The organism is Pararhizobium mangrovi (genome assembly GCF_006516965.1).
GTDB classification, from domain to species: domain Bacteria; phylum Pseudomonadota; class Alphaproteobacteria; order Rhizobiales; family Rhizobiaceae; genus Pararhizobium_B; species Pararhizobium_B mangrovi.
Genome location: NZ_VHLH01000021.1, coordinates 68924 through 81489, shown reverse-complemented (window position 1 = coordinate 81489; position 12566 = coordinate 68924). Strand labels below are relative to the sequence as shown.

The 12566-nt window shown below is 65.0% G+C and carries 13 protein-coding genes and 1 pseudogene; 4 read left to right on the top strand and 10 right to left on the bottom strand.

The annotated features are described in order from the left end of the window. On the top strand, positions 1-303 hold a 303-nt coding region (locus FJU11_RS18335; protein WP_181408163.1), incomplete at its 5' end, for a hypothetical protein. A gap of 25 nt (positions 304-328) precedes the next feature. On the opposite strand, the gene FJU11_RS11890 is transcribed toward FJU11_RS18335, so the two are convergent. The 9 genes and pseudogenes from FJU11_RS11890 to rph form a co-directional block, all read right to left on the bottom strand. Further along, positions 329-2050, bottom strand: a complete 1722-nt coding sequence (locus tag FJU11_RS11890) for a recombinase family protein (RefSeq protein ID WP_141167274.1) — start codon at positions 2048-2050, stop codon at positions 329-331. Between the two features lie 77 nt (positions 2051-2127). Then, positions 2128-2775 (bottom strand): annotated as a pseudogene (locus FJU11_RS11885) (magnesium chelatase domain-containing protein); the annotation flags it as partial. A gap of 187 nt (positions 2776-2962) precedes the next feature. After that, positions 2963-3916, bottom strand: a complete 954-nt coding sequence (gene gshB, locus FJU11_RS11880; RefSeq protein ID WP_141167272.1) for a glutathione synthase — start codon at positions 3914-3916, stop codon at positions 2963-2965. Positions 3917-4001: 85 nt separating this feature from the next. Next, complete coding sequence (locus FJU11_RS11875) at positions 4002-4370, bottom strand: YraN family protein (protein WP_141167271.1); 369 nt, start codon at positions 4368-4370, stop codon at positions 4002-4004. Beyond that, positions 4367-5248 (bottom strand): 16S rRNA (cytidine(1402)-2'-O)-methyltransferase, encoded by an 882-nt coding sequence (rsmI, locus tag FJU11_RS11870; protein ID WP_141167281.1) that lies wholly within the window; start codon positions 5246-5248, stop codon positions 4367-4369. Before rsmI ends, FJU11_RS11875 begins: the two co-directional genes overlap by 4 nt. Positions 5249-5379: 131 nt before the next feature. Then, entirely contained in the window at positions 5380-6573 is a 1194-nt protein-coding gene (hemW, locus tag FJU11_RS11865) for a radical SAM family heme chaperone HemW (protein WP_141167270.1), read from the bottom strand. Beyond that, positions 6570-7229, bottom strand: coding sequence for an RdgB/HAM1 family non-canonical purine NTP pyrophosphatase (gene rdgB, locus FJU11_RS11860; protein ID WP_141167269.1), 660 nt, complete (start codon positions 7227-7229; stop codon positions 6570-6572). The genes hemW and rdgB overlap by 4 nt, the downstream gene beginning before the upstream one ends. A 107-nt stretch (positions 7230-7336) precedes the next feature. Continuing rightward, positions 7337-7786 (bottom strand): VOC family protein, encoded by a 450-nt coding sequence (locus FJU11_RS11855; RefSeq protein ID WP_141167268.1) that lies wholly within the window; start codon positions 7784-7786, stop codon positions 7337-7339. A gap of 15 nt (positions 7787-7801) precedes the next feature. Further along, a complete protein-coding gene (rph, locus tag FJU11_RS11850; RefSeq protein WP_141167267.1) occupies positions 7802-8521 on the bottom strand; it encodes a ribonuclease PH in 720 nt (239 codons plus the stop codon). Positions 8522-8726: 205 nt separating this feature from the next. On the opposite strand from rph, the gene hrcA reads away from it, so the two are divergent. From hrcA to FJU11_RS11835, 3 genes are all read left to right on the top strand, one after another. Continuing rightward, positions 8727-9803 (top strand): heat-inducible transcriptional repressor HrcA, encoded by a 1077-nt coding sequence (hrcA, locus tag FJU11_RS11845; protein WP_141167266.1) that lies wholly within the window; start codon positions 8727-8729, stop codon positions 9801-9803. A 153-nt stretch (positions 9804-9956) separates the two neighbouring features. After that, a complete protein-coding gene (gene grpE / locus FJU11_RS11840; protein ID WP_141167265.1) occupies positions 9957-10682 on the top strand; it encodes a nucleotide exchange factor GrpE in 726 nt (241 codons plus the stop codon). A 53-nt stretch (positions 10683-10735) separates the two neighbouring features. Beyond that, the gene (locus FJU11_RS11835; protein WP_141167264.1) at positions 10736-11533 is read left to right on the top strand and encodes a dimethylarginine dimethylaminohydrolase family protein; all 798 of its coding nucleotides are present in this window, start codon (positions 10736-10738) and stop codon (positions 11531-11533) included. 75 nt (positions 11534-11608) lie between these two features. Here FJU11_RS11835 and FJU11_RS11830 read toward each other — a convergent pair whose 3' ends face one another. Then, entirely contained in the window at positions 11609-12538 is a 930-nt protein-coding gene (locus FJU11_RS11830; RefSeq protein ID WP_235891005.1) for a formylglycine-generating enzyme family protein, read from the bottom strand. Between the last annotated feature and the right edge of the window lie 28 nt (positions 12539-12566).

The window sequence follows — 12566 nt, the reverse complement described above, 5'->3', positions numbered from 1 at the left end:
CCCGATCGGGCCCCTTCGTGCGTCGCGCCTGCCATCGCCGTGGCCGACTTTTATTCCGCCCGAGTGGCCTGGTTTGGCTCCGTCGTTGACAATCTGCTCATTATCGATACTGCGGTGGATACCGGTGTGACGCTCAACTTGGCTCGATGCCTTTACGAGCAGGAGCAACTCGTCGAACAGATCTCGACGCATAATGTGTTCCGTGATCCGCCGCTCCACATCTTCTGGTACGAGCGCAATGCGGTGTTCGTGAACGATCCGCAGAAACAGATCGAGGTTCCGATCTCGAAATCCCGGTCCTGAGCAGCCAGATAGTGAGGTTAAATCCTCACCCGTATTTACGTGAAATGTGTGCTTCTGCGGCTCGTAGCCGTGCGGCTTGGTCCGGTCCGACACCGGCGAAATGCTGGGCGGTCAGTGAGCCCTTCTGGTCGTTCACATGGTGCTTCGTGAGATCCAGCGTGAGCACGAGTTCACCATCCTGGAATTCATGGACGATCATGTTCTCGAGCAGTGCAACGCGGACGGCGTTGGCCCTGCTATTGCAGATGATAAGGTCTACGATGTCCCTTATGGCCATATGTGCTTCAGCGCGAAGCCTGTAGCGTTCATCCATGTCCTCCGTGACTCGCCACTGCTCACGTAGCGTCTTCATGCGAGAAGCGCGTCCAAGAGCGTCTGACTGCTCCGCTGTTAGGTCGTCCCGATGCTGGTTTAGGGAGCGCAATTCATTTTCGCACTCCTGCCGCTCCTGTTTGCGTTTGCGTAGTTGCTCGACAAGCAGGTCTACGTCGGTCGCATTTTCCACCGCGCTTACGAGATTGGTTTCACGCTGCTTGATGGCCCGAAGTTCGGTTTCTTTTGCCGATATGCGTTCAGCCAGTTCTTTCGCCTGCTTGTCTACCTGTTGTCGCTGAAACACATCGGCATGCTCAAAAAGATTCACGTTGTCGAGGATTGCGTTTTCCAGATGGTCGATCCGAAAATGCTTCCTGCCTTCGTGGCAACGGTAGCCCCGGTTATGATTGTCGCAGAGCAGATAGTGCACCAAGCCATCACGCTTCAGCGTCTGACTTTTACAGGCCATAGGCCCGCCGCAATGCTTGCAGACGGCCAATCCGGAGAAAAGGTTCGGGAACGTTGCGCCCTTACGGCCAGTGACCTGCTGGCGTCGGCGCATCCGCTGGGCACGGTCGTAGAGGTCTTTGCTCACCACCGGCGGGAAGTATCCCTCGATAGGTTCGCCTTCCGGTATGCGAATGCCATTCACCTTCCGATGCGGTTGGAAAGTTCCCAGCACGTCATCTCGGTTGAGAAGGCGTTTCACGATACTCTGGTACCAACCGCGCTTGCTCTTCAGGGTGGGCACTTCGCGGGCGTTGAGATACTTCGCAATGGCCGTGGCTCCTAATCCTTGAGCCGTTAATTCGAAAATCTTTTGGATCGTCTCCGCGTGCTCGTTCAGCGTGAATTCGTACTGGCCCTTGGTGATCTTGTGAGCGTCGATCCATCCGGGCGTCAGGGCTGTCATCCCCACACCAGTTTCGCGAGCACGCTTCCGCTTATTAGCGTTGGCTTGGCCAAGGCGTTCACTCTTACGTGCACTTTCCTCATGAGCGCGTGCCATCACACTCAGGCTCACGATCAACCTCGTCCAGTCATTGCCGACGCTCTCGCTGCTATAGCGTTCACCGTCCGACATGGTGACGATGGTGATGCCGCTTCGCAGGATATCCATAAACAGCGAAAGCGCGTCCAGAACCTGCTGCCGGCTTAGCCGGTCAAGACTCTCAATGAGTAGGTAGCTGCCTCGCTTAACGCGACCGTCTTCCACCATTCGTAGGAAATTGCTGAGTGCGCCTTCTCGGCTGTTTTTGCCCTTAAAGGCACTAACGCCGATATCGCGGAGGCTCTCATCCAGTTGGAGACCGTGGCGCTTGGCGTATTCTCGGCTCATCTCCAGTTGTCGACGGAGACTGTCGCCCTTGATTTGCTCGCTCGTACTCATGCGGATGTACGAATAGGCATAAGCCTGCTGCTCGGACTGCATCCCTAACCCCTTGTTTTGGCGCACACTAGCGACAAGGGGTTAAAAGCGAGTGGCTACCCCACTAGTGCTTTTGCGCGCACTGTTAAAAGGTTGTGGCCGCCTGCGGCAGCGACTTCCAGCGCACGCTTGGCGCTTTCCTGCCCCTTGATCTCGCAAAGGTCCGGCAGGCTTGCAGGCAAGGCGTGGCGCGCCGGTTCGGGACGGCCGAGGACCTGCGTGCCGCGAAAGTGATTGGCGAGCGCGATGAGGCTCTTCGGCGCGACGATGTCGATGTCCTCGCCCGCCCAGGCCGCTTCCGGTCCGCAGTCGGCGGGACAGATCAGCCCGCGCCCCTCTGCACTGGCGCCGATCGCGGCGGGCAGCGCACCGGCGACCGGGGCGATCGTGCCGTCGAGGGAAAGCTCGCCGATGACGACGTAGCCTGCGAGCGCATCGGCCGGTACGGCACCGAGTGCCGCCATCAGGCCGAGCGCGATCGCCAGATCGAAATGGCTACCCTCCTTGGGGAGGTCTGCGGGCGCGAGGTTGACCGTCACCTTCTTCGCCGGCAGTGCCAGTCCGGAAGCATGGAGTGCGGACTGCACACGCTCGCGACTTTCGGCGACCGCCTTATCCGGCAGGCCGACGATGTGCATGTTGATCTTTCCGGGTGCGATCATCACCTGGACGTCGACCGGAACGGCCTCGATCCCCTGGAACGCGACCGTCCTTACGCGTGCGACCATGTCCTTGCCCCTTCCAACCGCCGTTCGTCCGCGAGATCGTTTCGCCGACGAGCATCTTAAACAGCACCGCCTTACGGAAGCGAAGCATAACCGATGGAATAAAACAAGAACGAAAATGGTACGCCATTGAACGGCGTGTGGGACAAGTCGTGGATGGGCTGTTGATATCCTGTGGAAAGATCGCCGCTCAGGCGGTGTATAGACGGGCTTCCACGGCCTTCCAGAACAACGAGGCGATATCGGCCCCGCCGAACCGACGGACTTCACGGATGCCCGTCGGCGATGTGACGTTGATCTCGGTCATCACGTCGCCGATGATGTCGATGCCGACGAGGATGAAGCCGCGTTCCTTCAGCGCCGGGCCGATCCGGCGGCAGATTTCGAGGTCGCGATCGGTCATCCCGACCGGTTCGGCCCTTCCGCCGACATGCATGTTCGACCGTGAATCGTGTTCGGCCGGCACCCGGTTGATCGCGCCCACGGGCTCGCCGTCGATGAGGATCACGCGCTTGTCGCCCTTGCGGATCGCGGGCAGGTATTGCTGCGCAATGATCGGTTCGCGCGAAAGCTGGGCGAACATTTCGAGAAGCGAGGAAAGGTTGCGGTCGTCCTTGGTCGAGTGGAAGACGCCGGCGCCGCCGTTTCCGTAGAGCGGCTTGAGGATGATGTCGCCCATCTCCTTGCGGAAGCGCTCGATCTCGACCTGATCACGGGTGATCAGCGTTTCCGGCATGAGATCGGGGAACTCGGTGACGAAGATCTTTTCGGGCGAGTTGCGCACCCAGGCCGGGTCGTTGACGACGAGCGTCTTCGGATGGATGCGCTCGAGAAGGTGCGTCGACGTGATGTAGGACATGTCGAAGGGCGGGTCCTGGCGCAGGAGGACGACGTCCATCGTCGCAAGGTCGAGCCGCCGCTCTTCGGCGAGCGTGTAATGGTTTCCGGTCTCGTCGCGCACCGTCATCGGTTCGGCGCGCGTGAAAACGGCGCCGTTTCGAAAGCTCAGACGGTCCGGCGTGTAATGGAAAAGCTGGTGGCCGCGCGTCTGTGCTTCCAGGCAGAGCGCGAAGGTCGTGTCTCCGGCGATCTTGAGGCCGGCGACATGATCCATCTGGACCGCGATCTTCAGGGACTTGGTCATGGCGCGTCTCCGGACCTAAAGCGTAACGATGCGTCCGCAATAGAGCGCATCGCCGACCGTTTGCAATGGCCGCCGCCCCCGCGGATCAAAACGCGTCGCGATAATGGACCGGCCAGCGCCACGGCCGCACTGCCACGACGTCGCATCGCACCGACAGACGTTCGTGATCGCGCTGGCGGGCGAGCCAGAGATCGCCGGCGGAACGGATGCGCGATTGCGCCGAGAGGGAAACGGCATCGAGCGCCGTCGCCGTGCTCGCACGCGCCTTGACCTCGACGAGAGCCACGAGATCGCCCCTGCGCGCGACGATGTCGATCTCGCCGAGCGGCGTGCGGTAGCGGCGCGCGAGGATGCGATAGCCCTTGAGCACGAGCGCGATCGCGGCAAGGCGTTCGGCGGCGTGGCCGCGACGATGGGCGCGCCTGCGGGCGGCCGTCCCGTCTCTCGCGCTCATCCGCTCCTTTCCTTCATGGCGAGCAGGCGCTGGTAGAGCGCCTTCCGGTCGAGGCCGGTCAACCGCGCAGCTTCACGCGCGGCCTTCGCCGGCGGGCGGTCCGCCAGCAGCGTTGCGAGCAGGGTCTCGATCTCCTCGTCGCTTTCGGGCGGTGCCTCTTCGCCGGGCCCGACGAGAAGCACGATCTCGCCGCGAACGCGCTCGCGCGCGGTGAAATCGGCGGCGAGCGCCTCGAGCGTGCCGCGCCGGATCTCCTCGTACGCCTTGGTGAGTTCGCGCGCGACGACGCCTGCGCGTTTGGCGCCGAGAACGTCCCGGGCCGCCGTAAGGCTGGCGGCGATGCGGTGCGGCGATTCGAAGAAGACGAGCGTGCCGGGTATTGCGGCGAGGGCTGCCAGCCGATCGCGCCGCGCCTTGTCCTTCGCCGGCAGAAAGCCGTCGAAGAAGAACCCGTCGCTCGGCAGTCCGGAAGCTGCGAGTGCGGCAAGCGGGGCGGAGGCCCCGGGAATGGGAACGACGCGGTGGCCGGCGTCGATCGCCGCGTTGGCGATGCGGTAGCCCGGATCGGAGACGAGCGGCGTGCCGGCGTCACTGATGAGCGCGACGCTCCGGCCGGCCTCGAGCGCGGTCATCAGCGCCTCGCCGGCGGTCTCCGCATTGTGCTCGTGGTAGGCGAGCGGTCTGGCGGTGATCCCGTAGCGATCGAGGAGCACGCGGCTGACCCGCGTGTCCTCGCAGGCGACGATTTCGGCGGCGGCCAGCGTCTCGAGCGCCCGCAGCGTGATGTCGCCGAGATTGCCGATGGGTGTGGCAACGAGGTAGAGGCCGGGCTCGAGTGGGCGCGTGGGAAACTCGGTGGTGCCGATGCGGAACGTCATCGGCCGGTCGCTCGCCGCATCCGTGTTTGCCGGTGTTCTGACGGATGGGCGGGCCACGAGCGGACGGGTTTCCTTCTCGACATGGACGCTTCTAACCGCACGCGGCGGTCAGGGCGTTTGCGGCGATCCTGTCACAATGCGAGGTCGGCGACCACCGCGTCGAGCACGATCATGCCGGAGGAGGTGCAGCGCAGCCGATCGTTGCCGAGCCGCTCGATGAAGCCTTGCCGAAGCAGGAAATCCTCGCGCGCAGGGTCGAGCGTGCGGCCGGCGACGGACTGCCAGCGGCGCACGTCGAGCCCCTCGCGCAGGCGCAGGCCCATCAGCAGAAGCTCGTCCGCCTGTTCCTCCGTGTCGAGTTCGACGCTCTCGGTGATGCCGTCGCCACGCGCCTCGACGCGTTCGAGCCAGGTCTCGGGATGCGTCTCCGTCACGGTCGCGAACTTGTGTCCGGCACGCGTCAGCCGGCCATGGGCGCCGGGGCCGATGCCGGCATAGTCGCCGTAGCGCCAGTAGGTGAGGTTGTGGCGGCTTTCCGCACCCGGCCGCGCATGGTTCGAGACCTCGTAGGCGGGCAGGCCGCGGGCGGCGGTCGTCTCCTGCGTCGCCTCGTAGAGCAGCGCCGCCTGATCGTTGTCCGGCACCTTCAGCTTGCCGGCCTTGTGCAGGCCGTAGAAGGGCGTGCCTTCCTCGATGGTGAGCTGGTAGAGCGAAAGGTGGTCGGCGGCGTAGCCGATCGCTTCCTCCAGTTCCGCCGTCCATGCGTCGACCGTCTGGTCGGGCCGGGCGTAGATCAGGTCGAAGGACATGCGCGGGAAGGTCTCGCGCGCAAGATCGATCGCCTTCATCGCCCCGGCGACGTCGTGGAGCCGGCCGAGGAAGCGCAGATCCTTGTCGTTCAACGCCTGGACGCCGAGCGAGACGCGGTTGACGCCGGCGCTTCGGTATCCCTGGAAACGCTCCGCCTCGACGCTCGACGGGTTCGCCTCCAGCGTCACCTCGATGCCGTCCGGCACGTGCCATGCGCCGGCGATCGCCGAAAGCACCGCCTCGACCGTTTGCGGCTTCATGAGCGAGGGCGTGCCGCCGCCGAGGAAGATCGAGGTCACTTCGCGCGGGCCGGAAAGCTCGCGCATGCAGGCGATCTCGCGGGCAAAGCCGGCGACGAAGCGTTCCTCGTCGATGCCCTTCAGCCGGACATGGCTGTTGAAGTCGCAATAGGGGCACTTGGCCGCGCAGAAGGGCCAGTGGACATAGACGCCGAAACCCGGATCGCCGAAATCGGGAAAGGCGAGCGCGTTGTCGGGCTGGGAATGGATGGTCATCGACCCTCTCCGGCGCCCGCGAGCGCCGTCTCGGCGAAGAGCTTGAAGGCACGGGCACGGTGGGAGAGTGCCTGCGTATCGCCGGGCTTCCAGCCGTGCTTTTCCTCCGCACTCATCTCGCCGAAGGTCCGCTCGTGGCCTTCCGGCAGGAAGACCGGATCGAAACCGAAGCCCTGGTCGCCGCGCGGCGGCCAGACGACCGTGCCTGCGACCTCTCCGCGGAAATATTCCGTATGCCCGTCCGGCCAGGCGAGGCAGAGCACGCTGACGAAGTGCGCCCTCCGGTTGGCCGGCGTCGTCGCACCGCGGCCCATCAGCGCGTCCTCGACCTTCTTCATCGCCATCATGAAGTCGCGCCCGCCTTCGGGCTTTTCCGCCCAATCGGCGGTGTAGACGCCGGGATCGCCGCCGATGGCGTCGACGCAAAGGCCGGAATCGTCAGAAAGTGCCGGCAAATCGGTCGCACGCGCGGCGGCGAGCGCCTTGATCGCGGCGTTCTCCTCGAACGTCGTGCCGGTCTCTTCCGGTTCGTCGAGGCCGCGTTTGGCTGCGGACGTGGTTTCGAAGCCGAAAGGCGCGATCAGGTCGGCGATCTCCGCGATCTTGCCGGCGTTGTGGCTGGCGACGACCAGCGTTTTCGTTTCGAGCGTGCGCATGCGCAGTCAGTTTCCCTGAATGGATGTCGGCGCACGCGGCCTTGTGGCAGCGGATACGCGGGAACGAACGTGAACCGATTCGCCAGAAAAGCGAAGCGTAGGCGCCTTTATTGGGCTCGCGGCGGCGATGCGCCCCGAAGGCCCCACAGGGCCGGATCGGCGCATTCGAGGCTGTTGCCGGCCGGATCCCGGAAATAGATCGAGCGGGCGCCGTTCGGCCAGCGGAAATCCGCTTCGATCGCGACACCGGCCGCCTTCAGCCGGTCGACCCAGGGGTCGAGTTCGGCTTGCGGAACGGCAAAGCACAGATGCCCTTCACCCTCCGCGCCATGGGGCGGAACGGGCAGGTCCGGGTTGGACGGCGCCGCCTGCGTGGCGGCGGGATCGAAGATCAGCACCATGGACGCGCCGCACCGGAAGAAGACGTGGCGGCCATCGACCCGCGTGACCTTCGCAAGGCCGAGCACCGTTGCGTAGAAGTGCTCGGCCGCATCGAGATCGTGCGCGTAGAGTGCCGATTCGAGGATGCCGCCGAGCGGAGGAACGGTGCCGGCCATGCTTTGCGCCTTCGCCTATTCGGCGATCGCCTGCTTCTGCTTTTCAACGAGCGTACCGATCGCGCTCTTCGCCGAAGCGAGCAGGCCGTTGAACTGCTCCTCGGAGAAGGGTTCGCCCTCGGCCGTGCCCTGGATCTCGACGATGCCGCCGCGCCCGGTCATCACGAAGTTCGCGTCCGTATCGGCCGACGAATCCTCGAGATAGTCGAGGTCGGCGACCGTCTGGCCGGCAAAGATGCCGCACGAGATCGCCGCGACATGATCCTTCATGACCTTGTCGTAGGAAATCATCGAGCGCTTCTCCATCCAGCGCAGGCAGTCGTGCAGCGCGATCCAGCCACCGGTGATCGCCGCCGTGCGGGTGCCGCCGTCGGCCTGAAGCACGTCGCAATCGACCGTGATCTGTCGCTCGCCGAGCGCTTCGAGATTGACGACGGCACGCAGCGAGCGGCCGATCAGGCGCTGGATCTCCAGCGTGCGCCCGCCCTGCTTGCCGGAGGAGGCCTCGCGGCGCATGCGATCGCCGGTCGCGCGCGGCAGCATGCCGTATTCGGCCGTCACCCAGCCGCGTCCGGCGTTCCTCAGCCATGGCGGCACGCGCTCTTCGAGGCTCGCCAGGCACAGCACGTGCGTATCGCCGAACTTGACGAGGCAGGCGCCCTCGGCGTGCTTGGACACGTCCCGCTCGAACGAGACGGCGCGCATTTCTTCCGGTTTCCGGCCCGACGGGCGCATGGGATCCCCTTTTTCCCGCGATGGTGCGATGGCGAGCCTTCTAGAGCGTTTCGCAGCCGGACGGAAGTGCTCCGTTCGATCGCGGGCAAACGGTGCGGGCCGTGAATGCCGGCCGTCTTTCACGATTCGTCGCGGGTATCTCGAAAGCTCTTTGCGAACGGGCCTTCGCCCCCTACCTTGCGCATCGGATAACGGTGCGACGACGATGGCTGAGCAGGAACCGAGCGACGACCAGGCTTTCCGGACGCTCGACGAGCGTTCCCGCGAGGTCTTCCGGCAGATCGTCGAGAGCTATCTCGATTCGGGCGAACCACTCGGCTCGCGCAATCTATCGCGTATCCTGCCGATGGCGCTTTCGCCGGCTTCCGTGCGCAACGTGATGAGCGACCTGGAGGCGCTCGGCCTGATCTACGCGCCGCATGTCAGCGCCGGCAGGCTTCCCACGCAGCAGGGGCTGCGCTTCTTCGTCGACGCCTTCATGCAGGTCGGCGACCTTTCGCTCGACGAACGCCGGCAGATCGAACGCAAGATGACCGCCGACGGCGGACGCAATCCCGTCGATACGATCCTCAACGACGCTAGCCAGATGCTTTCCGGCGTTTCGCGCGGAGCCGGCCTCGTCATCACGGCGAAGTCCGACGCCGTGCTCAGGCATATCGAGTTCATCCGGCTTGAGCCGACCAAGGCGCTCGCCGTGCTCGTCGGCGAGAACGCCCAGGTGGAAAACCGCATCGTCGACCTGCCGGCCGGCACCACCGCCTCGCAGCTGACGGAGGCGGCGAACTTCCTGAACGCCCACCTCGTCGGGCGCACGCTCGCCGAGGTGCGCACCGAGCTGAAGCACCTCAAGGAAGCGGTGATGCGCGAGCTCGACCAGCTTTCGCAGGATCTCGTCGAGCGCGGGCTCGCGGTATGGTCCGGTTCGGGCGGTTCCGAGCCTTCGCGGCTCATCGTGCGCGGGCGGGCGAACCTTCTCGAAAGCGTTTCCGGACGCGACGACATCGACCGGCTGCGCATGCTCTTCGACGATCTAGAGAAGAAGGACAGCCTGCTCGAACTGCTCGATCTCGCCGAAAACGGGTCCGGCGTGCGCATCTTCATCGGTTCGGAGAACAAGCTCTTTTCGCTCTCAGGTTCCTCGCTCGTGGTCGCACCCTATCGCGATGCGGACGAGCGCATCGTCGGCGCCGTCGGCGTCATCGGCCCGACGCGGCTGAACTATTCGAAGGTGGTGCCGATGGTCGACTATACGGCCCAGCTCGTCTCCCGGCTGATGCGATAGGGTGGGGTACGCCACATGGTCGTGGCATGCCGGGGCCGGGTCGCAGCCAGGCGGAGGTCTTGATTTTTCGCATTCGAGCGTCGATATGCGGCGCCAGCGGCCAGAGCGAATGCCGAAGCGAATTCTTTGACAACAAGGGAAATCGACAGCGTCATGACCGACGAAACGAACAAGCGTGAAACCGAGGACGCGGCGCGGGAAAACGAAACCGGCGCTCCCAAGGTCGATGCGGCCAATGACGACGTGACGGGCGAGGAGGCGGCGTTCGATACGGCCTCCGAGACCGGCGCCGATCCGGCAGCCGAAACCGCCGCGGACGAGGCGCTGACGGCGGCGTTGGCGGAAAACGCCGATCTCAAGGACCGCTTCATGCGCGCGGCGGCCGAGATGGAGAACCTGCGCCGGCGCACCGAGCGCGAGGTCAAGGATGCGCGCTCCTATGCCGTGACCGGCTTTGCGCGGGACATGCTTTCCGTCTCCGACAATCTGCGCCGTGCGCTGGAAGCGGTACCGCAGGAGATGCGCGAGAATGCCGACGAAGCGCTGAAGACGCTGCTCGACGGTGTCGAGATGACCGAGCGCGACATGCTTTCCGCGCTGGAACGCCACGGCGTCAAGCGGATCGAGCCGGAAGGCCAGAAGTTCGATCCGAACTTCCATCAGGCGATGTTCGAGGTTCCGAACGAATCCGTGCCGAACGGTACGGTCGTGCAGATCGTCCAGGCGGGCTACGTCATCGGCGAGCGCGTCCTGCGCCCTGCCATGGTCGGCGTCTCGCGCGGCGGCCCGAAGCCGGAGCCTGCGGCCAAGCAGAACGCGAGCGCGGCCGACGGCGCCGAACCCGGCGGACCGAACGCAGAAGCCGAGCGCGACGCCTGACGACGCCTGACGCTCGACATCTGAAACCCGGCACCGAACATCGGGAGGCACGCGTGGCCGCTTCCGTCTTCGAATTCGACCGCGCGCTCGTTCGCGAGCCCGCCGAGAGCGCGGTCAACGGTCTTCGCGCGGTAGACCGTGGAGCACCGGAGATCGCCGGGCTGAAGGCCGAGCACGCGGCCTATGTCGATGCGCTCACGGTCTGCGGAGTGACGGTCGAACGGCTTGCAGCCGACGAGGCGTTCGCCGATTCCATGTTCGTGGAGGATCCCGCACTCGTCTTCGGCGAAGGCGCGATCCTGCTTCGACCCGGTGCGGCGAGCCGGCTCGGCGAAGCCGCCGCCATCCTGCCCGAACTGCGCGCACGCTTCGCGACGGTACTCACCCTGCCGGAAACCGGTTTCGCAGATGGCGGCGACGTCCTCGTCACGCCGGATACGGTCTATATCGGCCTTTCCGCACGCACCGACGAAACGGGCGCGGAACATCTGGTTGCGGCACTTCGCGATCTCGGCCGCAATGGCGAGATCGTCACGCCGCCCGAAGGTGTTCTCCACCTCAAGACGGCGTGTTCGCTTCTCGACGCGGAAACCCTCCTCGTGACCGAAGCAATGCAAAACGCCGACCTCTTCGCTGGCATGCGGACGCTCGTCGTTCCCGACGGCGAGGAAGCGGCGGCGAATGCGCTGCGCGTCAACGACACGGTGCTGATCGCGAAGGGTTCTTCACGGACTGCCGAGCTTCTCGACGGGGCAGGGTACACGGTCCGTGAAGTCGCGCTCGACGAGGTTATGAAGCTCGATGCGGGGCTTTCCTGCATGTCTCTTCGCTGGCGAAGCGAGCGCCGGTAGGTTCCGGGCCGGATGCAGCCTTCCGGCTCGGTTTGGCAGTCAAGTCTTGCAAACGAGTTCGATACCGCGATCCGCTCAAAGGGTCGCCGCGACGCGAAAGCCGAGATTGCCGGTCGAGGTATCGGGCGGATTGCCGGTTCGCGAATGGACCTGATACCGGTCGCAGTAACTGGCGTGGCACAGATACGAGCCGCCGCGCTGAACGCGACGATCTCCCGTCTCGGGACCGGTCGGGTCGTGGGCCGCACCGGCGTGCGAAGGCGGCGGACCGAAGCGATCGCCGACCCATTCCCAGACATTGCCCGTCATGTTGAATAGGCCGAAGCCGTTCGGCGGGAACGCGTCGACCGGAGCGGTGCCGACATAGCCGTCGTCGGCCGTGTTTTCCGTCGGAAAACGCCCCTGCCAGACATTCATACGGTGCTCGCCGCCGGGCGTAAGGTCGTTGCCCCAGGGGAATTTCTTGCGTTCCAGCCCGCCGCGGGCGGCGCACTCCCATTCGGCCTCGCTCGCAAGGCGCAGGCCTGCCCAGCGGCAATAGGCGGCGGCGTCGAGCCATGCGACGTGGACGACGGGATGGTCGTGCCTTCCATCGAGCCCGCTGGCCGGCCCTTCCGGCGCCTGCCAGCTTGCGCCGGCGACCGCACGCCACCAGGTGAGCCCCGGCGGATGACGCATGAAGCGGCCCGCCTGGGAAAGGAAGAGCGCGAAGACGAAGCTCCAGCCTTCCCGCTCGGCGACGGTGCGGTAGCCGGTCTCCTCGACGAAGTGCGCGAAGTCGGCATTCGTCACCGCATGGGGCGAGATCAGGAAGGGCGAAAGCTTCACCTTGCGGCGGGGGCTGTCGCCGTCGGCGGGAAAGGTCGGTCGCCGCGTCCCCATCTCGAAGAGGCCGCCTGGGATCTCCGTCAGCCGAGCGCGCAGGCTACGGCGAAGATCGTCGTCCGCCAGCGGAACCGGCATTTCGCCGGCATCGTCCGGGGTCGCGTTCTTCTCTTCAAGCATGGGCTGGCAGCATCCGCCGCTCTTCCCG

Excerpts from the sequence above, each read along its gene's own strand:
- FJU11_RS11890 (WP_141167274.1), bottom strand. The coding sequence starts at position 2,050 with ATGCAGTCCGAGCAGCAGGCTTATGCCTATTCGTACATCCGCATGAGT.
- gshB (WP_141167272.1), bottom strand. The coding sequence starts at position 3,916 with ATGACCAAGTCCCTGAAGATCGCGGTCCAGATGGATCATGTCGCCGGC.
- FJU11_RS11875 (WP_141167271.1), bottom strand. The coding sequence starts at position 4,370 with ATGAGCGCGAGAGACGGGACGGCCGCCCGCAGGCGCGCCCATCGTCGC.
- rsmI (WP_141167281.1), bottom strand. The coding sequence starts at position 5,248 with ATGACGTTCCGCATCGGCACCACCGAGTTTCCCACGCGCCCACTCGAG.
- hemW (WP_141167270.1), bottom strand. The coding sequence starts at position 6,573 with ATGACCATCCATTCCCAGCCCGACAACGCGCTCGCCTTTCCCGATTTC.
- rdgB (WP_141167269.1), bottom strand. The coding sequence starts at position 7,229 with ATGCGCACGCTCGAAACGAAAACGCTGGTCGTCGCCAGCCACAACGCC.
- FJU11_RS11855 (WP_141167268.1), bottom strand. The coding sequence starts at position 7,786 with ATGGCCGGCACCGTTCCTCCGCTCGGCGGCATCCTCGAATCGGCACTC.
- rph (WP_141167267.1), bottom strand. The coding sequence starts at position 8,521 with ATGCGCCCGTCGGGCCGGAAACCGGAAGAAATGCGCGCCGTCTCGTTC.
- hrcA (WP_141167266.1), top strand. The coding sequence starts at position 8,727 with ATGGCTGAGCAGGAACCGAGCGACGACCAGGCTTTCCGGACGCTCGAC.
- grpE (WP_141167265.1), top strand. The coding sequence starts at position 9,957 with ATGACCGACGAAACGAACAAGCGTGAAACCGAGGACGCGGCGCGGGAA.
- FJU11_RS11830 (WP_235891005.1), bottom strand. The coding sequence starts at position 12,538 with ATGCTTGAAGAGAAGAACGCGACCCCGGACGATGCCGGCGAAATGCCG.